Raw genomic sequence first — 23,390 nt, 5'->3', positions numbered from 1 at the left:
GGCGTCGGCGCGACCGTGCGCTGCCGTCCGCCGGACGAGTCGGTGAATTGCGGCCTACGGCCGCCCCGTCAGCCGTTCAGCTCATCGAACCGGCGGCGCAGCGCGGCGCGGCCGTCCTCCGTGAGGCTGCCGTGGACGCGCATCCGGGCGAGGCCGCCGTCGGGGAAGACGTCGAGCCGTACGTGGGTGGCGGTCACCGCGGCCGGCAGCGCGAACCGGTGCGGGGTGTCCGGCTGGAGCTTCGTCTTCGGCAGGATCTCGAACCAGGAGGACTCGTCCTCCGGCGTGCCGTCACAGCCGTACAGCGCCGCCCACCCGGCGGAGTTGCCCTTGAGGTACGCCGTGTCGATCTCGATCGCGCGGATCTCGCCCTGCGCGGCGAGGCGGAAGCGGACCCAGTCGTTGGTGCCCTTGACCCGGCGGCGGCGGTTCTCCCAGCCGTCGTCCATCTTGCGGGAGAGGTCGGGCTGGATGATCTGGGTGGGCGAGGAGTAGAAGCGGTCCGAGGCGTCCTCGACCGCGCCGCCGTTCAGGACGGAGGCCAGGTCGACGGTGCCGAGCAGCTCCAGCCACGCGGGGTCGGCGACGACCTCGCCGTACACGCGGAAGCGGGCTATGCCGCCGTCCGGGTGCTGCTTGAGGCGGAGGTGGGTGAAGCGGCGCTCGGCGGTGACCTCGAAGCCGTTGGCGGCGTGGCCGCGCACCGGCGTGCGGGGGACGATCTCCTCCCACTTCACGTCGTCGGCGAGCAGCTGCTCCGGGCCGGGGCTGCCCGGTACGGAGGTGGCCTCGACGGTGACCTGCTGCGGGTAGTTGCCGCGGAAGTGGGCGGTGTCGACGACGACGCCGCGGATCACGCCGGGCACGGCGAGGCGGATCAGCGCCCAGTCGTGCTCCTCGTCGGTCGGGAAGGGGTGGTCACCGTCGGCGCCGCGGCGGCGCCGGGTCTCCCAGCCGTCCATGATCTTGCCCTTGTGCCCGAAGTGCTCCGGGTCGAACACCGCGCGGTCCGGCTTCAGCAGGTTCTCGCGCTCGGCGAAGAACTCGTCGTTCGCGGCGATCACACCGGCGCCGAAGCGGCGGTCGGCGAGGTCGACGAGCGAGGTGAAGGCGAAGTCCCCGCCGCGGTAGTCGGCGTAGGGGTCGCCACCGCCGTACGGGGCGGCGTCGTTGGCGTGCGGATCAGTGGAGGAGGCGGCCGGGGTGGTGGTCATCTCTGCCCTTCGTCGTCCGGGGGTGAGGTGTGCTCACCGCACGTAGTGCGTGTTCACACCATCGACCTTCGCAGAGCCGTTCGGGCAGGTCTATCGAAAGTTTCTGCAGTGGACGTGAAGCAAACTTGAAAGGTCCGCTCCCGGTCGGCCTCCGCCTACTGCTCCGACCGCTCCGCCGCCGCCTGATGAAGGGCGGCCAGGACGCGGGACATGCCGGGGGCGTCCTCCGCCCCCCGGCGGACGGCGGCGACGACGTGACGGCGGGGCTGGTCGGCATGGAGGACCCGGACGGCCACGCCCGCGCCGCCCCGCTCCGGGCGCATCGCCATCCGCGGGACGAGCGCCACCCCCATGCCGGCCGCGACCATCGACAGGATCGCCGCCCAGTCGGCCGCCGCGTGCGCCTGCTCCGGTACGAAGCCGGCGTTCTCGCAGACCGTGGTGGTGATCTCGGACCACGGCCCGCTCCGGCCGAAGATCCAGGGCTCGCCCGCGAGGTCGGCCAGCCGCAGTCCGGGCTCGGCGGCCAGCGGGTGCCCGGCGGGCAGGGCCACGTCCAGCGGGTCGGCGAGCAGCGAGAGCCGGGCGAACTTGGGGTCGCGGGGCGTGGGCGCGTGCGCCGCGAGGGAGAGCGCGAGGTCCACGCTGCCTTCGGACAGCAGCTCGTACGCCTCGGCCGCTTCGGCCTCCCGTACCCGGACCGCCAGGCCGGGGTGGGTCTTGCGCAGCCGCTCGACGGCGGGCACCACCAGCGCCGGGATCGCGGTGGAGAACGCGCCGACCTGCACCTCGCCGACCTCGCCCTGGAGGTAGCCGAGCAACTCCGCGTCCGCCCGCTCCAGCTGCGCGAAGACCGCGTCGGCGTGGCGGAGGACGAGGTGGGCCGCGTCGGTCAGCCGGACCCGGCGGCCGTGGGCCTGGAGGAGGGTCACCCCGAGCTGCTTGGCGAGCCCGGTCAGCTGCTGCGAGACCGCCGAGGGCGTCATGTGCAGCGCCTCGGCGGTCGCGGTCACCGTGCCCAGCTCGCCGAGGGTGCGCAGGATCCGCAGCTTCTTGATGTCCCAGTCGGCCATGCGGGCAGCGTATGCGGTCACCGGGCGGCTCTTCGCCGCGCGCCCGCTGCCAGCACGACTCCGCCGAGGATCAGACCCATGCAGAGGATCTGCACCGGGCCGGTGCGCTCGCCGAGCAGGAGGTGGGCGAGCAGGGCCACGCAGACCGGCTGGAGGTAGTAGACGGCGCCCGCGCGGGCCGCGCCGACCAGGGAGATGGCCCTGTTCCAGGCGAAGAAGGCCACGGCGGAGGAGAGGATCCCGACGTAGAGCAGCGGCCCGACCGTGTCGGCGCCGGGCGTGAAGCCGCCCTGCACCGCGAGGCTGACGGCGTACGCGGGTGCCAGCATCAGCGTGCCGAGCACGAAGGTCATGCACAGGAAGACCGGGCCGGCGATCTCCGCCGGCTTGTGGCGCACCAGCGCGCTGTACCCGGCGAAGCAGGCCATGGCCGCGAGCATCCACAGGCTGCCGGCGTTGAGGTCGAGGCGGAACAGGGCCGTCGGGTCGCCCTTGCCGATCAGGGTGAGCACGCCGGCGGTCGCGATCAGCATGCCGGCGGCCCGCCGCGCGCCGATCCGCTCGCCGCCGCGTCCGAACCGCCCGAACAGCACCATCAGCGTCGGCGACGCGGCCATGAACATGCCCATGGTGCCGGCGGGCGTGGTCAGCCCCGCCTGGTGGACCAGGGTGTTGTAGAGGGCGACGCCGAGCAGCGAGGCCAGGAGCAGGAAGCGCAGATGGCGGCGGAGGACCGCGCGCTGCCGCCAGACCTGGCGCAGCGTCAGGGGCGCCACGGCGAGCAGCGCGATCACCCAGCGCCAGAAGACGGCCTGCACGGGCGGCACGGTGTCGTGCAGCGCGCGGGTCGCGACGAAGCTGCCGGACCACGCGACGGTGGCGGTCAGCGCCAGCGCGAGGCCGGTGAGGGCGGCGCTGCGGGCGGTGGCGGTGCGGGTGGCGGCGGGGCCCGCGGGGCTGGGTATGCCCCCGGTGCGTACGGCTTCTCCCTGGTCCAGGACTGTCACGGCTTCCTCTCGTCGGTGCGGAGGCATTCACCGTGACAGCCCAGAACTCCTCAGGTCCATCGAATGTTTTCGATGATTCTTTTCAGCTCAGCTGAAAGGTCGCGCGGAGAAGCGGGCTCAGCCCTTGCGTGCCGCCTTGCGGGCCTCCCGGGCCGCCAGCCGCTCGTCGAACTTACGCGCCTGGTCGTCGAGGCCGTCCATGAAGAGGCCCAGCTCCTCCTGCGCCTGCAGACCGACCGGACCCAGGCCGCCGATCTCCATGACCTTCAGGAAGCGCAGCACGGGCTGGATGACATCGTCGTGGTGGATGCGGAGGTTGTAGATGCCGCCGATCGCCATCCGGGCCGCGGCCCGCTCGAAGCCGGGCATGCCGTGGCCCGGCATCCGGAAGTTCACCACCACGTCGCGCACCGCGCTCATGGTCTGGTCGGGGGCCAGCTCGAACGCCGCGGAGAGCAGGTTGCGGTAGAAGAGCATGTGCAGGTTCTCGTCCGTGGCGATCCGGGCGAGCATCCGGTCGCAGACCGGGTCGCCGGAGTGCCGCCCGGTGTTCCGGTGCGAGATGCGGGTGGCCAGCTCCTGGAAGGCCACGTACGCCACGGAGTGCAGCATGCTGTGGTTGTTGTCGGACTCGAACCCCTCCGACATGTGCGCCATGCGGAAGCGTTCCAGCTGCACCGGGTCGACGGCCCGGCTGGTCAGCAGGTAGTCGCGCATGACGATGCCGTGCCGGCCCTCCTCGGCCGTCCAGCGGTGCACCCAGGTGCCCCACGCGCCGTCCCGGCCGAAGAGGGTGGCGATCTCGTGGTGGTAGCTGGGGAGGTTGTCCTCGGTCAGCAGGTTGACGACCAGCGCCGTACGGCCGATGTCGGTGACCTTGGACTGCTCGGGGGCCCAGGGCTCACCGCCCATGACGCCGTCGAAGTTCCGGCCGTCACTCCAGGGCACGTACTCGTGCGGCATCCATTCCTTGGCTATGCCGAGATGCCGGTTCAGCTCCTTCTCGACGACCTCTTCGAGCGCGTAAAGGAGCTGAGCGTCACTCCAGGCGGTCTGGCCGCGCTCTCCGTCATGGTGGGCGGGGGCGATGGTCATACGGGGTCTCCTGGGGACGTGGAAAACCTTACGGCACCGTAGGTTACGGCATCGTAGGTTAGGACCGCGTCAAGAGAACCCGCCGTTCCGATCGAGCGGCGAATTACAGACAAAAGGGGCTCATGGCATGACAAAAAGCGCCGAACGGTTCATGTGAACCGCTCGGCGCCGTGCAGTGCGTGGTGCCCGGTGAGCCTGGAGGCCGGGTGTCAGCTCTTCTTCGTCTTGCGGGACTTGTCGCCCAGCATGACCAGGCCGGCGATGACCAGGAAGAGGACGACGGGCGCCACGACGTAGAGACCGAGCGTCTCGACGACGCTCAGGCCCGGACCCGGGTCGTCACCGTCGTCGCGGGTGAGCGCGAAAGCAGGGGACGACATCAGCAGCAGCAGCGCGGTACCGGCGGTGATCGTTCCGGCGCGCAGGGCGTGGTTCTTGACCTTGTTGCTCACGTACCTCAACGTATCGGACGCCCGAGCGACCCGCGCGCTCGGGGTGCCCTAACGGCCGATACCCGCCCCCGGCGTCGCCTCGAACTCCTTCAGCAGCGCGCGCAGCCGGGGCGACTCCACGATCTCCTCCAGCGTCATCGGCCGGCCGTCCGCCGCGGCGATCGGCAGTCGCCAGTTCGGGTACTCGTCCCAGGTGCCGGGGAGGTTCTGCGGCCGTCGGTCGCCCACCGCGTCCGGCAGCCAGACGCCGACCATCCTGGCCGGGGTGCGCAGCAGGAAGCGGTGCAGCGCCGCGACCGCGGCCCGCTCGTCCGCCTCCGCGTCGCCGGTCGCCGTGCCCTCCGGCAGCAGCCCCAGCCGGCCGAGCCACTCCAGCCAGGTGGCGACCTCGGCCGCGTCCGCGGCGCGCGCCTTCTCCAGGGAGCCGTCCAGCAGGCCGATGCGGTGCCGCAGCGCGGTGTGCTCGCCGGTCAGCCGCCCCGCCGTACTGGGCAGGTCGTGCGTGGTGGCGGTGGCCAGGCAGTCGGCGCGCCAGCTCTCCGGCGGCAGCGGCGGCTGCCCCTCGGCGGTCCAGTCGCGCTCGAACCACAGGACGGACGTCCCGAGGACGCCGCGCTCCTCCAGGGCCTCGCGCACCCCGTTCTCGACCGTCCCCAGGTCCTCGCCGATGACCGTGGTGCCGGCCCGCGCGGCCTCCAGCGCCAGCACGGAGAGCATCGCCTCGGCGTCGTACCGGACGTACGTGCCCTCCGTGGGTGGCCGGCCCTCCGGGATCCACCACAGCCGGAAGAGGCCCATCACGTGGTCGATGCGGAGCGCTCCCGCGTGCCGCAGCAGGCCGCGCAGCAGCGCGCGGAAGGGCGCGTACCCGGTCGCCGCGAGCGTGTCGGGGCGCCAGGGCGGCAGCCCCCAGTCCTGGCCCCGGGAATTGAAGGCGTCCGGCGGCGCGCCGACGGACATGCCGGCCGCGAAGGCGTCCTGGTGGGCCCAGGTGTCGGCCCCGGTGGGGTGCACGCCGACGGCCAGGTCGTGGACGAGCCCGATGCGCATGCCCGCCTCGCGCGCCCCGTACTGGGCGGCCGCGAGCTGTTCGTCGGTGAGCCAGGCGGCCCTGCGATGGAAGTCGATGCGGTCGGCGAGGGCGTGCCGCATCCGCTCGGTGCGCGCCGAGCGGGGGTCGCGCAGGCCGTCGGGCCAGGCGCGCCAGTCCGGGCCGTGCGCCTCGGCCAGGGCGTACCAGGTGGCGTGGTCCTCCAGGTCCTGGCCCTGGGCGGCGCGGAAGGCGTCGTGGGCGGCCTGCCGTTCGGCGCTCAGCGGCACCGTGCGCAGCAGCTCCAGCGCCTCCGCCTTCAGCTCCCAGACCGCGTCCCGGTCGATCAGCGCGCCGTTCTTCAGTACGGCGTCGCGGAGCGCGGCGGCCTGTCCGGCCAGTTCGCCGGCGCGGCGCCGGGCGGCGCCGGACAGCTGCGCGAACTCGGGGACGTCCGCGATCCGCAGATGCACGGGGTCGGGGAAGCGGCGCGAGGAGGGGCGGTACGGGGAGGGGTCGGTGGGCGGTCCCGGTACGGCCGCGTGCAACGGGTTGAGCTGGACGAAGTCCATGCCGAAGGTCCGTCCGGACCAGTCGGCCAGCCGGGCCAGGTCGCCGAGGTCGCCCATGCCCCAGGAGGCCTGGGAGAGCAGGGAGTAGAGCTGGACCATGAAGCCGTGCCCGCGACCGGACACGGCGGGCATCCGGTCGGGTGCGACGACGAGATGGGAGTGCGCGGCGGCGCCGTCGGGGGCGAAGGCGCGCAGCACGTGCACGCCGGGCGGCAGCGGGGCCGCCCGCCCTCCGGGGACCAGGCCCCAGTCCAGGGTCCGCCCGTCCTCGGTGTCCACGCGCAGCGTGGTGCCGCCGGGCAGCCCGGCCAGGTCGGGCGGGTGGCCCTCACGGGTGACGAGGGTGGGCGGGAGGAGGGCACGCGCGGGGCCGTGGTCGTACGCGTCCAGCGCGGCACGTACGGCCTGCGGCGTGGAGGCGTCGACGCCCAGCGCGGCCAGCACGGCAACGACCGTGTCCTCGGGTACATGGACGGTGCGGCCCGGCGCGGGCTCGTAGGACGTGGTGACGCCGTGCAGCCGGGCGAGCCGCGCTCGGCCCATCAGACCTCCATGGACTCCGTGCCGTAGCCGGCGGCGGCGGGCTCACTGGTGAGCGGCAGCTCGGCGGCGATCGGGGTCTCGCTGGTGAGGGGGGTGCTGTCGGCGAGCGGGGGCTCGCTGGTCAGGGGAGGCTCGGAGAAGGTGAACGAGCCGCATCCGTCCAAGCCGCAGTCCGGGTCGGAGACCCCTGCCAGCAGATCCGGCTCGGTCGGTTTGGAGAGGGCGTCGAGAAGAAGCTGAGCGGACGGAGCCACGAGGGCCTCCCGTTCGTCGAGAGTAGGACAACCGGGCCCTACCCAATCCATGCCGCCGCAGACGTATCCGGTCACTAAACGTGTTCCACCTCACACACCTGCTCCGGCGAACAATTTAGCGGCGGGGCCGGTCACTCACGCAGGAGATCCCGACTAAATGGACATCATAGCGAAACTCCTGCGGCATTTCCCTCGGACCACCACTCCCGGGCGCCCCGGCGGTCACACAGGGCAAACGGGGGCACTTCGGTTGCCGTCGTTGACACCTCGACCCCCGAGTGGTGGGCTCACAGCCCATGGCGGCCGCTCCGCCGACCGACCACACGGAGCCGGCCCGCCGGCGAGGCTGCAGACCGACGGGGACGAGGAGAGGCCGTGCGATTCCGTGGCGCCGGCGCCAGGAAACGGAACGGCGCCGGGTCCGGCGCCAGGGTGGCAGGCACGACAGCGCTGGCCGCCGCCGTCATAGGGGGACTGCTCGGCGGTGTACCGGCCGCCCAGGCCGCACCCGAGGAGCCGCCCGTCGGCGCCCCCGATCGGGCCGCCGACGCGGGGGACCCGCCCGCCGTGTGGCCCCGCCCCCAGTCGCTGCGGAGCCTCGGCACGGCCGTGCCGCTGGGCACCGCCGTCACGGTCGTCACCGCCGAGGACACCGACCCGTACGCCGTCGAGGCGCTCCTGAAGCTGTTGCGGGGCGCGGGGGTGCGCACGGTCCACGAGGCGCGCCCCGGTGCGCCGGTGCCCACCACCGGACCGCTGATCCGCGTCGGCGGGCAGCACGCGGCCGACGCGCTGCGGGCCCTGCACGCCCCGGCCCGCGGCACGGACCTGCCGTCCGGCGGCTACCGCCTGGCCGTCGGCGAGGTCGCGGGCCGTGCCACCGTCGCCATGGACGGCGCGGGCCCCGACGGGGTCTTCCACGCCGTGCAGACGCTGCGGCAGCTCGTCACGGACGGCCCGGACGGCGGCCGGCAACTGGCCTCCGTCGCCGTGCGCGACTGGCCGGGCACCGCGGCACGCGGCACCACCGAGGGCTTCTTCGGCGCGCCCTGGTCCCAGGCCGAGCGCCTCGCGCAGCTGGACTTCATGGGCCGTACGAAGCAGAACCGCTACCTGTACGCGGCCGGCGACGACCCCTACCGCCAGGCCCGCTGGCGCGACCCGTACCCCGCCGCGCAGCGGGCCCACTTCCGCGAGCTGGCCGAGCGGGCCCGCGCCAACCACGTCACGCTGGGCTGGGCCGTCTCCCCCGGCCAGTCGCTGTGCATGTCCTCCGCCGAGGACGTACGCGCACTGAAACGCAAGGTCGACGCCATGTGGGCGCTGGGCGTGCGCGACTTCCAGCTCCAGTTCCAGGACGTCAGCTACAGCGAGTGGCACTGCGACGCCGACGAGGACGCCTTCGGTACGGGTCCCGAGGCCGCCGCCCGCGCCCAGGCACAGGTAGCGAACGCCCTCGCCGCGCACCTGGCCGAGCGCCACCCCGGCTCGGCGCCGCTCTCGCTGATGCCCACGGAGTACTACCAGGACGGCTCGACCGCGTACCGCGACGCGCTGGCGGGCGCGCTCGCGGACCGGGTGGCGGTGGCCTGGACCGGCGTCGGCGTCGTGCCCCGCACCATCACCGGCCGCGAACTGGCCACCACCCGCGAGGCGTTCGGGCACCCCCTGATCACGATGGACAACTACCCGGTCAACGACTACGCACAGGACAGGATCTTCCTCGGCCCGTACACCGGGCGCGAGCCCGCCGTCGCGACCGGCTCGGCGGCGCTCCTCGCCAACGCGATGGCCCAGCCCACGGCCTCCCGCATCCCGCTCTTCACCGCCGCCGACTACGCCTGGAACCCCCGCGACTACCGCCCCCGGGAGTCCTGGCGGGCAGCCATCGACGCCCTCGCCGCCGACCTGACGGACGGCACGGAGGCGCCGGCCGGGAGCCCGGCCGCGGGCGGCACGGCCGCCGAGGACCGCCGGGCCCGTACCAGGGCGGCGCTGCACGCCCTCGCGGGCAACGACGCCTCCTCCGTCCTGCACACCGGCGAGTCCGGCTACCTCCGCCCGCTCATCGACCGCTTCTGGGCGGCCCGCGCCGCCTCGATCAACGGCGGCGACACGGCCGATGACGAGGAGTACATCAAGGCCGCCGCCGCGCTCCGCTCGGCGTTCCGCACCATGAGCGAGGTCCCCGACCACCTGACCGGCGGCCTCGCCGACGAGGTGCGCCCCTGGTCCGAGCAGCTGGCGCGGTACGGCCGGGCCGGGGTGCAGGCCGTCGACATGCTGCGCGCCCAGGCCCGCGGCGACGGGTCCGCCGCGTGGCGGGCCCAGCGGTCCGCCGAGGGGCTGCGCAAGGACATCGCCGAGCGGGCCGCGACGGTGGGCAAGGGCGTCCTCGGCCCCTTCCTCGACCGCGCCCTGCGCGAGTCCGACGCCTGGACCGGCGCCGCCTCCGACACCCCGGCGCCGCACGAGGCGGCCCACGCCACATCCCTGACCGTGCCGTTCGCACGCCCCCGTACGCTCTCCGCGGTCACCGCGCTCACCGACCCGTCCCGGGACGCCGCGCGCGCCACCGTGGAGGCCCGCGTGCCCGGCAAGGGCTGGCGGCGCATCGGACGCCTCGCCGCCTCCGGCTGGACCCAGGCGGCGGCCCACGGCCTGCGCGCCGACGCGATCCGGCTGCACTGGGACGAGGACGGCCCGGCCCCCTCGGTGAAGTCCCTCACGCCGTGGTTCGACGACACGGCACCGGCCGGCCTCGAACTCTCCCGGAAGGACGTGGACGCCGACACCGGCGGCACGGTCTCCGTCGACGCGCTGGTCTTCTCCCGCCGCCCCTCCGACGTCCACGGACGGCTCCGCGTCAAGGCTCCCAAGGGCTTCGCCGTGCACGCCCCCGACCGGCTCACCGCGCCGCGGGGCGGCACCGCGACCGCCCGCCTCCGGATCTCCGTGCCGGAGGACGCCCGCTCCGGGACGTACGAGATCCCGGTCTCCTTCGGGGACGAGGAGCGGACCCTGACCGTACGTACGTTCCCGCCGGCCGGCGGGAAGGACCTGGCCCGCGGCGCGCGGGCGGTCTCCTCCGGCGACGAGACGGCCGACTTCCCCGCCTCGGCGGCCACCGACGGCGACCCGAAGACCCGCTGGTCCTCACCGGCCGAGGACAACGCCTGGCTGCAGTTCGCCCTGGACCGCCCGGTCCGCCTGGGCCGGCTCGTCCTCCACTGGCAGGACGCGCATGCCGCGCGCTACCGCGTCCAGGTCTCGCCCGACGGCCGCACCTGGCGCACGGCCGCCACCGTGCGTGACGGCAAGGGCGGCCGCGAGAGCGTCCGCCTGGACGCGAAGGACGTGCGTCACGTCCGCATCCAGGGCGACAAGCGGGCGACCCGCTTCGGCTACTCCCTGTGGGGCGTGGAGGCGTATGCGGTCTCCGGCCACGGGCACGGGGACGACGGCCACCGGGGGGACGACAGCCGCCGCGAGGGCGGCGAGCGACGCCGGGACGATGACGACGCGCGCCGGGACGAGCATGGCCGGCAGTACGAGCGCGGCCGCGGGGGCGACAGCGGTCGCCGGGAGGAACACGGCCACTCGCCGCGGGGGTGACCGTCCGGAGGCCCGCTCGCTGCGGCCACGTCGTGGCCGGTCGCGCGGTTCCCCGCGCCCCCTGAGGGGGCACGGGGATCACGCGCCGGGAACGTGAATGGCCCGGATCTACGCGGAAACCGCGTCGATACGGGCCATCGCATCATCCGCGCCGTACGGCTGCAGGTATGGCAGCCAGCGCGGGTCCCTATGCCCCGTGCCGATGATCCGCCACGCGAGCCCCGATGGCGGCGCGGGCTGATGCCGCAGCCGCCACCCGATCTCGGCGACGTGCCGGTCGGCCTTGACGTGGTTGCAGCGACGGCATGCGGCCACGACGTTCTCCCAGGTGTGCTGCCCGCCGCGGCTGCGCGGGATCACGTGGTCGACGCTGGTTGCGACGCCACCGCAGTACGCGCACCGGCCGCCGTCACGGGCGAAGAGCGCACGGCGGGTCAGGGGAACAGGGCCACGAAAGGGCACGCGCACGAACCGCTTGAGACGCACCACGCTGGGAGCGGGGAGCGCACGGGTCGCACTGTGCATCAGGGCGCCGGAATCCTCGAGGCTGACGGCCTTCTCATTGAGGACGAGGATGAGCGCGCGGCGGAGCGGTACGACGCCGAGCGGCTCGTACGACGCGTTGAGGACCAGGACATGCGGCACGGGTGCCTCCTTGTACGCCGGCGGCGCGTGGCTCGCGCCGGGACGATCTCCCCACAGTGTCCCCCGGTGCCTGGTCGGAGCGCCACCATGACCAGGTAACGGGTCGGAGGTGTTTTCGACCACACTTCTTTTCTGCCCAGCAATTCGGCTTGGTCTACTCGAACAACGGCGCAGACTGCCCGCGTTGCCCCGTTAGTGTGGTTGGTCTGCCCGATGTGCGGTTACGTGCCGCCCGGGTCTGCTGTCCCGTACGGAAGGTCCTTGCTGTGTTCTGGTCCGCTTCTCCGGTAGCCGCCGCGGCGCCGGACCCGTCCTCCATATCCGAGGCCACGGAGAAGGCCACCGACGCCGCCGGCTGGGTGCAGGAGAACTGGCAGAGCTGGCTCGACGCCGGCCTGCGCATCATCCTCATCGTGGTCATCGCGGTGGTCCTGCGGTCGCTGGTCCGGCGTGCGATCACCAAGCTCATAGGACGGATGAACCGCAACGCCGGCGCGGCGCGCAACGGCCCGCTCGGCGGTTTCCTCGTCAACGCCGAACGCCGCCGGCAGCGCTCCGAGGCCATCGGTTCGGTGCTCCGCAGCGTCGCGTCCTTCGTGATCCTCGGCACAGCCGCGCTCACGGTCCTCTCCGTACTGCGGATCAATCTCGCGCCGCTGCTGGCCAGCGCCGGTGTGGCGGGTGTCGCGATCGGCTTCGGCGCGCGCAACCTCGTCACGGACTTCCTCTCCGGCGTCTTCATGATCCTGGAGGACCAGTACGGCGTCGGCGACTCCATCGACGCGGGCGTCGCCTCCGGCGAGGTCATCGAGGTCGGGCTGCGGGTCACGAAGCTGCGCGGCGCCGAGGGCGAGATCTGGTACGTCCGCAACGGCGAGGTCAAGCGGATCGGCAACCTCAGCCAGGGCTGGGCGACCGCCAGTGTCGACGTGCAGCTGCGCGCCACCGAGGACCTGGAGCGGGTGCGGGAGGTCATCACCGAGGCGGGCGAGGCGATGGCGAAGTCCGAGCCGTGGAACGAGCGCCTGTGGGAGCCGGTCGAGGTGCTCGGCCTGAGCGAGGTCCTGCTCGACACCATGACGATCTCCGTCTCCGCCAAGACGATGCCGGGCAAGTCCTTCGCCGTCGAGCGGGAGCTGCGCTGGCGCATCAAGCGCGCCCTGGACGAGGCCGGCATCCGCATCGTCGGCAACGCGCCGCTGCCGGCGGAGGGCGAGGAGCCGGCCGACCCGTCGGCCGCCGTCGCCGCCCCGTCCGCCTTCGCGAACCCCCTCTCCCCCCAGTCGGTGGCCAGCAACCCGGTCACTCCCCCACCGAACCTGAACAAGTAGCCGCCTGAACAAGCAGCGGACAGCACCGCGCACCCCGCGGAGATCTCGTCGGCCCGCTCCCCTTTCCGGGGAGCGGGCCGATTCGTGTCCGGACCATTGACGGGGCCGGTACGAGGACTTACCTTCCTGGAAGTTGATTGGAAAGTTTCCTAACAGATCAGCTCCCGGCCACCGGACGGTGCGTTCCGGGGCGGGGCGACGGCGGGTGAGCGGAATGGGCGGGACGGGCGGAACGCCGGGGACTCCCCGGGTGCTGCGGGCGATGAACGACCGGGCCGCGCTGGAACTGCTCGTGTCGCAGGGCCCGTTGACGCGCACCCGGATCGGCGAGCTGACCGGTCTGTCCAAACCCACCGCCTCGCAGCTGCTGGGGCGGCTGGAGTCGGCCGGGCTGGTGCGGACGACGGGGAACGTGACCGGGCGGCCGGGCCCCAGCGCGCAGCTGTACGAGGTGAATCCGGCGGCGGCGTACGTGGCCGCCCTGTCGGTGGACCCGGGCGGCGTGACCGCCGTCGTCGCGGACATCACCGGACGGGTCGTCGGCGAGCGGCGGGCCGCCGCGGCAGACACCGTGGACGGCGCCGCGGACGACGCCGTGGACACGGCCGGGCAGGGCGCCGGAAGCGCGACCGCCCGGGTGGTCACGGCCGCCGTGGACGGGGCGCTGGAGAAGGCCGGGCTGGACCGGGGCGCGCTGCACCGGGTCGTCATCGGGACGCCCGGCGCACTGGACCCGCGCACCGGTGAGCTGCGGTACGCCCCGCACCTGCCCGGCTGGCACTCGCGGACGCTGCTCGCCGAGCTGGGGGACGCGCTGGGCGCACCCGTGGTCGTCGAGAACGACGTGAATCTGGCCGCGCTGGCCGAGCAGTACGAAGGCTCCGCGCAGGACCACGACGACTTCGTGCTGGTGTGGGTGGACGAGGGGGTCGGCGCGGCGATCGTCCTCGGGGGCACGCTGCTGCGCGGCGCCACTGGCGGCGCCGGCGAGATCGGGTACATGCCGCTGCCGGGCGCGCCGCTCGCGCGCGGCGGTCCGGACGCGGCGGCCGCGCCGGACGCGGGCGGCGGTTTCCAGAGCCTGGTGGGGCAGCCCGCCGTCCTCGAAATCGCCCGTGAACTGGGCCTGGACCCGGCCGACAGCGGTGCGGCGCTCGCGGACCAGCGGGTCGTGGACGAGGTGGCACGGCGGCTGGCGACGGGGCTGGCCGCCGTGGTCGCCGTGGTCGATCCCGAGCTGGTGGTGCTGTCGGGGCTCGTCGCGCAGGCGGGCGGCGAACGGCTGCGGGTGCGGGTCGAGGAGGAGCTGACCGGGCTCGCGCTCCCCCGGCCGCAGCTGCGGATCAGTGACATCGAGGGCGACCCGATCCTGACGGGCGCCCTGCGGACGGCCCTCGTCCAGGCGCGGGACGTCGTCTTCGACACGGCCTGAGCGACCCGGCCGGAGCGGACGCGGCCGGAACAACACGGCCGGAGCAACACGGCTTGAGCGCCGTACGCGGCGGCCCCGCGTACCCCTCCCCCACCCGTGAGAAGGGTTATGTCATGTTCTCACCAAGACGCGCCGTCGGCTGCACGGCGGCGGCCGTCGCCCTGCTCTTCGCCGCCGGCTGCGCCAATCCCGGCGTCGGCAGCGACCAAGACGATCCGACGAAGCCGGTCACGCTGAAGTTCTGGCACGGCTGGTCGGCGCCGGGCGAGGTGAAGGCGATCGATGATTCGCTCCGCCGGTTCGAGGAACTGCATCCGAACATCCATGTGGTGGCGACCGGGAACGTGTCGGACGAGACCACCAATCAGGCGCTGCGGGCGGGCGGTTCCGACGCGCCGGACGTGGTGTCGTCCTTCACCACCAACAACGTGGGGCAGTACTGCGATTCGGGGATGTGGACGGATCTCGATCCGTTCATGAAGAAGACCGGGCTGGACAAGCACAAGGTGTTCCCGAAGACGCTGCTGGAATACAGCGGTTACGAGGGAAAGCAGTGCGCGCTGCCGCTGCTCGCCGACGCGTACGGGATGTACTACAACAAGGACGCGTTCGAGGAAGCGGGGATCGCACGGCCGCCGCGGACCATGTCGGAGCTGGTGCGGGACGCGGAGAAGCTGACGAAGAAGAAGGCGGACGGCGGGTACGAGCGGGTCGGGTTCATGCCCAACTTCCGGATGTACCAGAACAGTCCGGACCGGCTGTTCGCGCAGTGGGGGCCGCGGTATTTCGACAGCAGGGGGAATGCCCGGCTGGCGAAGGAGAAGACCGTACCGGAATTCTTCCGGACGACCGGCGAACTGATGAAGGCGCAGGGCGGATACGCCCCGCTGGAGAAGTTCCGTACGACGTTCGGCGACGAGATGTCCTCGCAGAACGCCTTTCTCACCGGGAAGGTGGCGATGCATCTCGACGGCGAGTGGCGCGGACTGATGCTGGACGAGGCGAAGGCGGACTTCCGGTGGGGCACGGCGCCGCTGCCGGTGCCGGACGACCGGCCGGAGACGTACGGGCGCGGCTATCTGACCGGGACGGTCGTGGGGATCTCGCACAGCAGCCGGCACCAGAACGCGGCGTGGGAGTTGGTGAGGTTCCTGACCGCGGACACCAAGCAGGTGGTGCGGTTCGCCAACGCCATTCACAACGTGCCGTCGACGAATGCCGCGCTGAAATCCCCGGAACTGGACGCGGACCGCTCGTTCCGCACGTTCCTCGACATCGCGCGTAATCCGTACAGCACGGCGCTGCCGCCGTCCACGAACGGCGGGCAGTACGTGGTCTCGCTCCGGGACTTCGCCTACGACGTCGAGGCCGGGAAAGTGCCCGATCTGCGGTCCGGACTGCGCACGCTCGATGCCCGGATAGACGCCGACACCCTCCAGTCCAAGAGCTGAGGACGTATCCCATGGCTCTCTCCCACGCGCCCGAACTCCGGCGCAAGCACCGCCGCACCCGGCTCCGTACGCTCGGATTCCTCTCGCCGTGGCTGGTCGGCTTCTCGGTCTTCTTCGCGTATCCGCTGATCGCGACGGTCTATTTCTCCTTCATGCACTACAACCAGATCAAGGAGCCGACCTTCGTCGGGCTGCGGAACTGGACGTACGTGCTGACGCAGATGCCGCTCTTCGGGCCCGCGCTGTGGAACACGCTCTGGCTCGTCGTCGTCATGGTCGCGCTGCGGGTGGTCTTCGGGCTCGGCGTCGGCATGCTGATCACGAAGATCAAGACCGGTGTCGGCCTCTTCCGAACCGCGTTCTACGTGCCGTACCTGGCCCCGCCGGTCGCCGCGACCGTGGCCTTCGTCTTCCTCCTCAGCCCCGGCAGCGGGCCCGTCAACGAGATCCTGTCGGCGGTCGGCATCGACTCGCCGCCGACCTGGTTCAACGATCCGGCGTGGGCCAAGCCGTCGCTGGTGATGCTGTCCCTGTGGGGCATCGGCGACCTGATGGTCATCTTCATGGCCGCGCTGCTGGACGTGCCCAAGGAGCAGTACGAGGCGGCGGAGCTGGACGGGGCCGGCGCGTGGGCCCGGTTCCGGTACGTCACCTGGCCGTCGATCACCCCCATCGTGATGTTCGCGGTGGTGACCGGGGTCGTGCAGACGATGCAGTACTACACACAGGCCCTGGTCGCCGGAAAGCTCGCCTCCGGCGTCTCCGTGGGCCCCGGCACCATCATCCAGCCCGGCTACCCGGACCATTCCACCCTCACCGTGCCGCAGCTCGTCTACTCGCTCGGCTTCCAGAACTTCAACACCGGTGCCGCGTGCGTGCTCTCGCTCGTGCTCTTCGCGATCGCGATGGCCGTCACCACGCTGCTGATGCGCAAGCGCGCCGGCCTGCTCTCGGCGGAGGACTGACCGATGACCACCACGACCCTGAGAGCGGCGGCCGACGTCCGTACCGGGAGCAGCGGCGGCCCGGCCGTCCGGGCGGTCCGCCGCAAGCGGGTGCTGCACTGGATAGCGGTGCACTCCCTCGCGGTCGCCGCCGCGCTCTTCTTCGTCCTGCCCTTCGTGTTCGTCTTCCTGACCTCGGTGATGAGCGACGGGCAGGCGATGAGCGGTGAGCTGTGGCCGCGCGCGTGGCACTGGGAGAACTACGCGCAGGTGTTCCGTACGCCGGGCTTCCTGGACTGGTGGCGCAACTCGCTGATGTACGCGGTGCTCGGCACGGTCCTCACGGTGTGCTCGTCCCTCCCGGTCGCGTACGCGCTGGCCAAGTTCCGCTTCCGCGGGCGGCGCACGGCGATGCTGCTGGTGATCTCGACGATGATGCTGCCGCCGCAGGTCATCGTGGTCCCGATGTACCTGGTGTGGGCCCAGCAGCTCCATCTGTCCGGCTCGCTGTGGCCGCTGATCATCCCGATGGCCTTCGGGGACGCGTACTCCATCTTCCTGCTGCGTCAGTTCCTGCTGACGATCCCGAAGGAGTACCTGGAGTCGGCGCGGGTGGACGGCTGCGGGGAGCTGCGGACACTGCTGCGGATCGTGGTGCCGATGGCGAAGCCGGGCATCGCGGCCGTCGCCCTCTTCCAGTTCTTCTACTGCTGGAACGACTACTTCGGGCCGCAGATCTACGCCGCGCAGAACCCGGGCGCCTGGACGCTGTCCTACGGCCTGGAGACGTTCAAGAGCGCCCACATGGTCAACTGGAACCTCACCATGGCGGCGACGCTGCTGGTCATGGCTCCGGTGATCGTCGTTTTCTTCTTCGCACAGAAGGCCTTCGTCGAAGGCGTCACTCTCACAGGGGTCAAGGGCTGAAGCACATATGACAGGTATCAAGCTTGCGGTGGTCGGCGGAGGCTCGACCTACACCCCCGAACTCATCGACGGTTTCGCACGGTTGCGGGACGTGCTGCCGGTGGACGAGCTGGTCCTGGTCGATCCGGCGGCGGACCGGCTGGAACTGGTGGGCGGGCTGGCCCGGCGGATCTTCGCCAGGCAGGGCCACCCGGGCCGGATCACCTGGACCGGGGACCTGGACGCCGGGGTCGACGGCGCCGACGCGGTCCTGCTCCAGCTGCGCGTCGGCGGGCAGGCGGCCCGCAACGAGGACGAGACCTGGCCGCTGGAGTGCGGCTGCGTGGGCCAGGAGACCACCGGCGCGGGCGGGCTCGCCAAGGCGCTGCGCACGGTGCCGGTGGTGCTGGACATCGCCGAGCGGGTGCGCCGCCGCAACCCCGACGCCTGGATCGTGGACTTCACCAACCCCGTCGGGATCGTGACGCGGGCGCTGCTCACCGCCGGGCACAAGGCCGTCGGGCTGTGCAACGTGGCGATCGGCTTCCAGCGGAAGTTCGCGCGGCTGCTGGACGCGGCCCCGCAGGACGTCCAGCTCGAACACGTCGGGCTGAACCACCTGACCTGGGAGCGCGCTGTCCACGTCGGCGGCGAGGACGTGCTGCCGAAGCTGATCGCCGAGCACGGCGACGCGATCGCCGCGGACCTGCACATGCCGCGCACGCTCGTCGAACGCCTCGGCGTGGTCCCCTCGTACTACCTGCGCTACTACTACCAGCACGACGAGGTCGTACGGGAGCTGCGCACCAAGCCGTCGCGGGCCGCGGAGGTCGCGGCGATGGAGAAGGAACTGCTGGCCATGTACGGCGACCCGGCGCTGGACGCGAAGCCGGAGCTGCTGGGCAAGCGCGGCGGCGCCTTCTACTCCGAGGCGGCGGTCGCGCTCACCTCCTCCCTCCTGCGCGACACGGGGGACGTACAGGTGGTGAACGCGCTGAACAACGGGACGCTGCCGTTCCTGCCGGACGACGCGGTGATCGAGGTGCCGGCCACGGTGGGCGCCCGGGGCGCGGTGCCGGTGCCGGTACGCCCGCTGGAGCCGCTGTACGCCGGTCTGATCGCAGGCGTCACGGCGTACGAGCACCTGGCACTGGAGGCGGCTCTGAAGGGCGGCCGGGGCCGGGTCTTCGACGCGCTGCTCGCCCACCCCCTCGTCGGGCAGATCGAGTACGCGGACCGGCTGGCCGACGAGCTGCTCGCACACAACCGGGAGCACCTGGCGTGGGCCTGAGCGGGAACGGGAACGGCCCCCCGGCTGTGCTGGCGGTCGACGCGGGGAACAGCAAGACCGATGTGGCGGTGGCCGGCACGGACGGGAGGGTGCTGGCGTCCGTACGGGGCGGCGGGTTCCAGCCGCCCACGGTGGGCGCCCCGCGGGCCGTGGCGGGGCTCGCCGGACTCGTCGAGGAGGCACTGCGGCGGGCGGGCACCGACCGGGTGGGGCACCTGTCCGCCTGCCTGGCCAACGCCGACCTGCCGGTGGAGGAGGAGCGGCTGACCGAGCTGCTGACGGCGCGCGGCTGGGCGGACACGGTGACCGTTGCCAACGACATCTTCGCGCTGCTGCGGGCCGGGCTGCCGGACGGCGGCCCGCACACCGGCGTCGCCGTGGTCTGCGGCGCCGGCATCAACTGCGCGGGCCTCGGCCCCGGCGGCCGTACCGCGCGCTTCCCCGCCATCGGCCGGATATCCGGGGACTGGGGCGGCGGCGGACACCTCTCCGAGGAGGCGCTGTGGTGGGCGGCGCGCGCCGACGACGGCCGGGGCGTGCCCAGCGCCCTCGCGGACCGGCTGCCCGCCCATTTCGGGCTGCCGTCGATGCCGCGGCTCATCGAGGCGCTGCACCTGAAGGAGGTACCGGCCGAGCGGCGCCACGAGCTGGTGCCGGTGCTGTTCGCGGTGGCGGCCGAGGGGGACGCGGTGGCACGGGCTCTCGTCGCGCGGCAGGCCGAGGAGATCGTCGTCATGGCCACGGTCGCGCTGCGCCGCCTGGACCTGCTCGCCGAGCCGGTCCCTGTGGTGCTCGGCGGCGGGGTGCTGGCGGCCCGGCACCCGGTCCTGCACGAGGCGGTGGTGGCGCTGCTGGCCGAACGCGCCCCGAAGGCGGTACCGCAGGTCGTCGGCGCTCCTCCGGTACTGGGCGCCGCACTGCTGGCGCTGGACACCACGGCCGCACCGGCAACCGCGTACGCCCGGCTGCGCGCGCACTACGCGACGGCCGGACCGTAGCGGCCCGCTAGTGGTCCAACGGCAGCGCCAGGTCCCGTACGTGCCCGGCGAGCAGCTTCACGGCGGCGTCCACCGCGGCCCCCTGGTCCTGCGCCCGGATCGCCTCGACGAGGAGGTGGTGCGGGTCGGTGGGCGCCGCCGTCGCGGTGTCCAGGCAGGCGGCGCGGCGCAGTTCCGCGCGGAGCGCCGTGCTCAGCGAGCGGTAGATGTCGGCCAGTACGGGGTTGGCGCTCGCCTCGGCGACCAGGACGTGGAAGTCGGCGTCGGCGGCGGTGAACGCCTCGTCCTCGTGCGCCGCGAGCGCCGCCCTGCGGCGGGCCAGCGCGGCCTCGATGTCGGCGAGCTGGGCGTCCGTGCGGTGCCGCGCCGCCTGCCGCGCGGCAATGACGTCCAGGCCCTGCCGGACCTGGGTGACATGGGTCAGCTCGGCCCGCTCCAGGCGGCGCCGGAGCGCCACCGCGCTGTCGTCGTCGGAGATCACGAACGTACCGTCGCCCTGGCGGGTCTCCAGCAACCCGGCGTGTACGAGGGCGCGGATCGCCTCCCGTACGGAGGCCCGGCTCACCTGGAGCGTTTCGGACAGGGCGCTCTCGGGCGGGATGCGGCCGCCCACGGGCCAGACGCCCTTGACGATCTGCTCCCGGATCTCGTCGGTCGCCGTCTCCACCAGCGACACCCTGCGCACCGTCCGCACGCCGCCCTCCCCTCCGCCGGCCTCGTGCCCCGGCGTCCGCCGCCGGCCGCCCGCGGTTCACAGGTCACCTGACGTCAGGCAACTCTAGTCAGCCCCGGGCCCCGGTGACTGCCCCGACGGGAACCGAACACCGTGCGAATGCGTCCAGAGGGGCACAAGGGGAGGCAACGGGAGCCGGGGGACGAGCCGCCGGGCGACGGGACCCGAACGAGATCGCGATCCGAACAAGATCGTGGCAATACCGGTGTGGTGACCGGTCCCTGCGGCCATACTGCTGGCCATGCACCCCTGTCCGTGGCCCGGGTCGCGGGTGCACGTCCAGCGACCGAGGGGGAGGTTCCGTGTCATACCCGCCGACCGGCAGCGCGGCACCGCCGGCCCCGGCCCCGGAGCCGGACGCGGCCGCCACGCCTGCCGCCGAGCCCCCGCCGCCCTCCGGTGAGCGCGCTGTCTGGGCCGAAGGGCTGCGACGGCTGCGTGCCGCCGCGACCACCGAGCCGGGCCGGCTGCGCGTCATCGGCGCCGTACTGGCCGCGCTGGTCGTACTGTTCGGCGCGCTGACCGCCTGGCAGGTGACGGACCGGTCGGCCGCCGCGAGCGACGTCCTGGAGAGCAGCCAGCCGCTGAGCCGGGACGCGGCCGACATCTACCGCTCGCTGGCGGACGCCGACACCACGGCCGCCGGCGGCTTCCTGGCCGGCGACCGGGAGAGCGCGGCGTCCCGCAAGCGCTACACCGACGACATCGCCACCGCGGCGCGGCTGCTGGTCCGCGCTTCCGCCAACTCCCAGGGCTCGGCGACGGCCCGCGAGCAGATCGAGCGGCTGAACGACGCCCTGCCGCGGTACACGGGCCTGGTGGAGACCGCCCGGATGTACAACCGCCAGGGGCTGCCGGTGGGCGGCGCCTACCTCCAGTACGCCAACGACCGGATGCGCACCCAGCTGCTGCCCGCGGCCCGCCGGCTCTACGTCACCGAGACCGGCCGGCTGGACGCCGACCACGACGACGCCACCGCCTGGCCGTGGGTGGCGCTGGCCGCCGGAGTGGTGGCGGTCGGCGGGCTCGGCTGGGCGCAGCGCCGCAACTACCTCCGGACGAACCGGGTGTTCAACCACGGGCTGCTGATCGCCACGGCCGCGTCCGCCGTGGTGCTGCTGTGGACGGTGGGCGGGCACGCGGTGGCCCGCGCCGGCCTGGACGACTCCATCGAGCACGGCGCCAGGTCGCTGCGGGTGCTGAACGAGGCGCGCATCGCGACCCTCCAGGCGCGCGGCGACGAGAACCTGACGCTGGTGGCGCGCGGCGGCAAGGTGACCGGCGGCGACCAGCGGGACTTCTACGAGACGGAGTACGCCGCGGGCATGCGGGACCTGGCCGGCACGGGGAAGGGCGCCGGGGCGCCGGCCGGCGGCAAGCTGCGGGAGGCGCTGGCGCTGGCGGACGACGAGGCGGGCCGCGCGCCGGTCCGGGAGGCCCTGAAGAACGTACGGGAGTGGCAGTCGCGGCACGCCGAGGCCCGCGCGGAGAACGACCGCGGCGACTACGAGGGCGCGCTGGCGAAGGTGATCGGCAAGGACCGGCCGACGAAGGAGTCGTTCGACAAGGTGGAGGCGGCCCTCCAGCAGGCGCTCCGGCACGAGCAGACCGAGTTCCGGGACGCGGCGGAGGGCGGCAGGCGCGCGCTGTCCGGGCTGGCCGGGGGCGCCGCCGTACTGGCCGTGCTGGCCGCCGCCGGCGCGGTGCTGGGCATCGGCCGCAGGCTGTCGGAGTACCGGTGACGGGGGCGGGGATGAGCATGCGCGCGCGAATGGCGGACCTCCGCTCCACGCTGGCTCCGGTGGCCGCCGGCATGGGGGTGATGGCCGCCGCCGCTGCGGTGCTGGTGCCGGTGCTCAGCAGCGGCCCCGCCGTGCCGCCCCGGCCGCACGACCCCGCGCCGCCCCGCACCGCCGTGGCCGCCCCCGCCGCCACGGACTCCACGGGCTGCACGGCGGAGAACGCCGCGGAGAGCCTGCGCCCCTCCGACGCCGACGGCGACGCGGTGAAGCGGATCAAGAAGGCGGGCCGGCTGGTCGTCGGCGTCGACCAGAACAGCTACCGCTGGGGCTACCGGGACCCCGACAACCCCCGGAACCTCATCGGCTTCGACATCGACCTGGCGAAGGCCGTCGCCGCGGACATCCTCGGGCCGGACCCGGACATCGTGTACCGCGCCATCCCCACCAACCAGCGCATCGACGCCGTACGGCAGCGCAGGGTGGACATGGTGGTGCGCACGATGACGATCAACTGCGAGCGCAAGCAGCACGTCGCCTTCTCCACCGCCTACTTCAAGGCCGGCCAGCAGGTGCTCGCGCCGAAGAGGTCGTCGATCGACGCGTTCGACGACTCGCTGCGGGGGAAGAAGATCTGCACGGCGAAGGGATCGACGGGCGAGCAGGAACTGAAGCGGGAGGATCATGGCGCGACGGTCATGACCGTGCCGAACCAGCTCGACTGCCTGGTCCGGCTCCAGCTGGGCGAGGCCGACGCCGTCGTGACGGACAGCGCGCTGGCCGCGGGCCAGGCCGCGCAGGACCCGACCGTCGAGCTCAAGGGCGAGCCGTTCAGCACGGACATGTACGGCGTGGCGATGAACAAGGAGGACGAGGACCTGGTGCGGCGGGTGAACAAGGTACTGGAGGAGTACCGCGAAGGCGGCGCCGACAGCCCCTGGACGACCGCGTACGACAAGTGGCTCAAGGCCGACCTGCCGGGCGTCTCCGGCCCGCCGGCCCCGCAGTACAGCGACTGACCGGCCCGGCCGGACGCGCCCCGCTTCCGGCCGTCCGCAGCGCACC

Annotated in this window: 19 protein-coding genes; 10 read left to right on the top strand and 9 right to left on the bottom strand. The window is 73.0% G+C overall.

Annotated elements, in window-relative coordinates:
* Positions 1 to 68: 68 nt before the first annotated feature.
* From alc to ACIGQF_RS19205, 7 genes are all read right to left on the bottom strand, one after another.
* A complete protein-coding gene (gene alc, locus ACIGQF_RS19235) occupies positions 69 to 1,214 on the bottom strand; it encodes an allantoicase (protein ID WP_399711482.1) in 1,146 nt (381 codons plus the stop codon).
* 155 nt (positions 1,215 to 1,369) lie between these two features.
* A complete protein-coding gene (locus ACIGQF_RS19230; RefSeq protein WP_399711480.1) occupies positions 1,370 to 2,287 on the bottom strand; it encodes a LysR family transcriptional regulator in 918 nt (305 codons plus the stop codon).
* A gap of 17 nt (positions 2,288 to 2,304) precedes the next feature.
* Positions 2,305 to 3,294 (bottom strand): DMT family transporter, encoded by a 990-nt coding sequence (locus tag ACIGQF_RS19225; RefSeq protein WP_399711477.1) that lies wholly within the window; start codon positions 3,292 to 3,294, stop codon positions 2,305 to 2,307.
* A gap of 117 nt (positions 3,295 to 3,411) precedes the next feature.
* Complete coding sequence (locus tag ACIGQF_RS19220) at positions 3,412 to 4,389, bottom strand: acyl-ACP desaturase (protein ID WP_399711475.1); 978 nt, start codon at positions 4,387 to 4,389, stop codon at positions 3,412 to 3,414.
* A gap of 209 nt (positions 4,390 to 4,598) precedes the next feature.
* Positions 4,599 to 4,841 carry a hypothetical protein gene (locus tag ACIGQF_RS19215; RefSeq protein ID WP_399711473.1) on the bottom strand — a complete coding sequence of 81 codons (243 nt, stop codon included), beginning with the start codon at positions 4,839 to 4,841 and terminating at the stop codon, positions 4,599 to 4,601.
* 48 nt (positions 4,842 to 4,889) lie between these two features.
* A complete protein-coding gene (gene malQ, locus ACIGQF_RS19210) occupies positions 4,890 to 6,986 on the bottom strand; it encodes a 4-alpha-glucanotransferase (protein WP_399711470.1) in 2,097 nt (698 codons plus the stop codon).
* Positions 6,986 to 7,240 carry a hypothetical protein gene (locus ACIGQF_RS19205; RefSeq protein WP_030614919.1) on the bottom strand — a complete coding sequence of 85 codons (255 nt, stop codon included), beginning with the start codon at positions 7,238 to 7,240 and terminating at the stop codon, positions 6,986 to 6,988. The genes malQ and ACIGQF_RS19205 overlap by 1 nt, the downstream gene beginning before the upstream one ends.
* Positions 7,241 to 7,672: 432 nt before the next feature.
* Here ACIGQF_RS19205 and ACIGQF_RS19200 point away from each other — a divergent pair, with 432 nt between their 5' ends.
* The gene (locus tag ACIGQF_RS19200) at positions 7,673 to 10,855 is read left to right on the top strand and encodes a beta-N-acetylglucosaminidase domain-containing protein (RefSeq protein ID WP_399711682.1); all 3,183 of its coding nucleotides are present in this window, start codon (positions 7,673 to 7,675) and stop codon (positions 10,853 to 10,855) included.
* Positions 10,856 to 10,963: 108 nt separating this feature from the next.
* Here ACIGQF_RS19200 and ACIGQF_RS19195 read toward each other — a convergent pair whose 3' ends face one another.
* Positions 10,964 to 11,500, bottom strand: coding sequence for an HNH endonuclease (locus ACIGQF_RS19195; RefSeq protein ID WP_361566593.1), 537 nt, complete (start codon positions 11,498 to 11,500; stop codon positions 10,964 to 10,966).
* 266 nt (positions 11,501 to 11,766) lie between these two features.
* On the opposite strand from ACIGQF_RS19195, the gene ACIGQF_RS19190 reads away from it, so the two are divergent.
* From ACIGQF_RS19190 to ACIGQF_RS19160, 7 genes are all read left to right on the top strand, one after another.
* Entirely contained in the window at positions 11,767 to 12,831 is a 1,065-nt protein-coding gene (locus tag ACIGQF_RS19190; protein WP_399711468.1) for a mechanosensitive ion channel family protein, read from the top strand.
* 262 nt (positions 12,832 to 13,093) lie between these two features.
* A complete protein-coding gene (locus ACIGQF_RS19185) occupies positions 13,094 to 14,263 on the top strand; it encodes an ROK family transcriptional regulator (RefSeq protein ID WP_399711466.1) in 1,170 nt (389 codons plus the stop codon).
* 113 nt (positions 14,264 to 14,376) lie between these two features.
* Positions 14,377 to 15,714 carry an ABC transporter substrate-binding protein gene (locus ACIGQF_RS19180; protein WP_399711464.1) on the top strand — a complete coding sequence of 446 codons (1,338 nt, stop codon included), beginning with the start codon at positions 14,377 to 14,379 and terminating at the stop codon, positions 15,712 to 15,714.
* 11 nt (positions 15,715 to 15,725) lie between these two features.
* Positions 15,726 to 16,679: a carbohydrate ABC transporter permease gene (locus ACIGQF_RS19175; RefSeq protein ID WP_399711462.1), complete on the top strand. Its 954-nt coding sequence runs from the start codon at positions 15,726 to 15,728 to the stop codon at positions 16,677 to 16,679.
* A gap of 3 nt (positions 16,680 to 16,682) precedes the next feature.
* Positions 16,683 to 17,585: a carbohydrate ABC transporter permease gene (locus ACIGQF_RS19170; RefSeq protein WP_399711460.1), complete on the top strand. Its 903-nt coding sequence runs from the start codon at positions 16,683 to 16,685 to the stop codon at positions 17,583 to 17,585.
* Between the two features lie 7 nt (positions 17,586 to 17,592).
* Positions 17,593 to 18,855, top strand: coding sequence for a 6-phospho-beta-glucosidase (locus ACIGQF_RS19165; RefSeq protein ID WP_399711457.1), 1,263 nt, complete (start codon positions 17,593 to 17,595; stop codon positions 18,853 to 18,855).
* The gene (locus tag ACIGQF_RS19160) at positions 18,846 to 19,853 is read left to right on the top strand and encodes an N-acetylglucosamine kinase (protein WP_399711455.1); all 1,008 of its coding nucleotides are present in this window, start codon (positions 18,846 to 18,848) and stop codon (positions 19,851 to 19,853) included. The genes ACIGQF_RS19165 and ACIGQF_RS19160 overlap by 10 nt, the downstream gene beginning before the upstream one ends.
* A 7-nt stretch (positions 19,854 to 19,860) precedes the next feature.
* On the opposite strand, the gene ACIGQF_RS19155 is transcribed toward ACIGQF_RS19160, so the two are convergent.
* Positions 19,861 to 20,547 carry a FadR/GntR family transcriptional regulator gene (locus tag ACIGQF_RS19155; protein WP_399711453.1) on the bottom strand — a complete coding sequence of 229 codons (687 nt, stop codon included), beginning with the start codon at positions 20,545 to 20,547 and terminating at the stop codon, positions 19,861 to 19,863.
* Positions 20,548 to 20,888: 341 nt separating this feature from the next.
* Between ACIGQF_RS19155 and ACIGQF_RS19150 the strand changes: the two genes are divergently transcribed.
* Both ACIGQF_RS19150 and ACIGQF_RS19145 read left to right on the top strand, forming a co-directional pair.
* Positions 20,889 to 22,328: a hypothetical protein gene (locus tag ACIGQF_RS19150; RefSeq protein ID WP_399711451.1), complete on the top strand. Its 1,440-nt coding sequence runs from the start codon at positions 20,889 to 20,891 to the stop codon at positions 22,326 to 22,328.
* A 17-nt stretch (positions 22,329 to 22,345) separates the two neighbouring features.
* Positions 22,346 to 23,344, top strand: coding sequence for a glutamate ABC transporter substrate-binding protein (locus ACIGQF_RS19145; RefSeq protein WP_399711449.1), 999 nt, complete (start codon positions 22,346 to 22,348; stop codon positions 23,342 to 23,344).
* Positions 23,345 to 23,390: the final 46 nt, after the last annotated feature.

The organism is Streptomyces sp. NPDC053560 (genome assembly GCF_044544605.1).
Taxonomy (GTDB): Bacteria; Actinomycetota; Actinomycetes; order Streptomycetales; family Streptomycetaceae; genus Streptomyces.
The sequence above is the reverse complement of the archived record's forward strand: the minus strand, read 5'-3'. Positions and strand labels throughout refer to the sequence as shown.

Coding starts and splice junctions, on each gene's coding strand:
- ACIGQF_RS19180 (WP_399711464.1), top strand. CDS start 14,377: ATGTTCTCACCAAGACGCGCCGTCGGCTGCACGGCGGCGGCCGTCGCC.
- ACIGQF_RS19230 (WP_399711480.1), bottom strand. CDS start 2,287: ATGGCCGACTGGGACATCAAGAAGCTGCGGATCCTGCGCACCCTCGGC.
- ACIGQF_RS19145 (WP_399711449.1), top strand. CDS start 22,346: ATGCGCGCGCGAATGGCGGACCTCCGCTCCACGCTGGCTCCGGTGGCC.
- ACIGQF_RS19220 (WP_399711475.1), bottom strand. CDS start 4,389: ATGACCATCGCCCCCGCCCACCATGACGGAGAGCGCGGCCAGACCGCC.
- ACIGQF_RS19165 (WP_399711457.1), top strand. CDS start 17,593: ATGACAGGTATCAAGCTTGCGGTGGTCGGCGGAGGCTCGACCTACACC.
- ACIGQF_RS19170 (WP_399711460.1), top strand. CDS start 16,683: ATGACCACCACGACCCTGAGAGCGGCGGCCGACGTCCGTACCGGGAGC.
- ACIGQF_RS19185 (WP_399711466.1), top strand. CDS start 13,094: ATGAACGACCGGGCCGCGCTGGAACTGCTCGTGTCGCAGGGCCCGTTG.
- alc (WP_399711482.1), bottom strand. CDS start 1,214: ATGACCACCACCCCGGCCGCCTCCTCCACTGATCCGCACGCCAACGAC.
- malQ (WP_399711470.1), bottom strand. CDS start 6,986: ATGGGCCGAGCGCGGCTCGCCCGGCTGCACGGCGTCACCACGTCCTAC.
- ACIGQF_RS19175 (WP_399711462.1), top strand. CDS start 15,726: ATGGCTCTCTCCCACGCGCCCGAACTCCGGCGCAAGCACCGCCGCACC.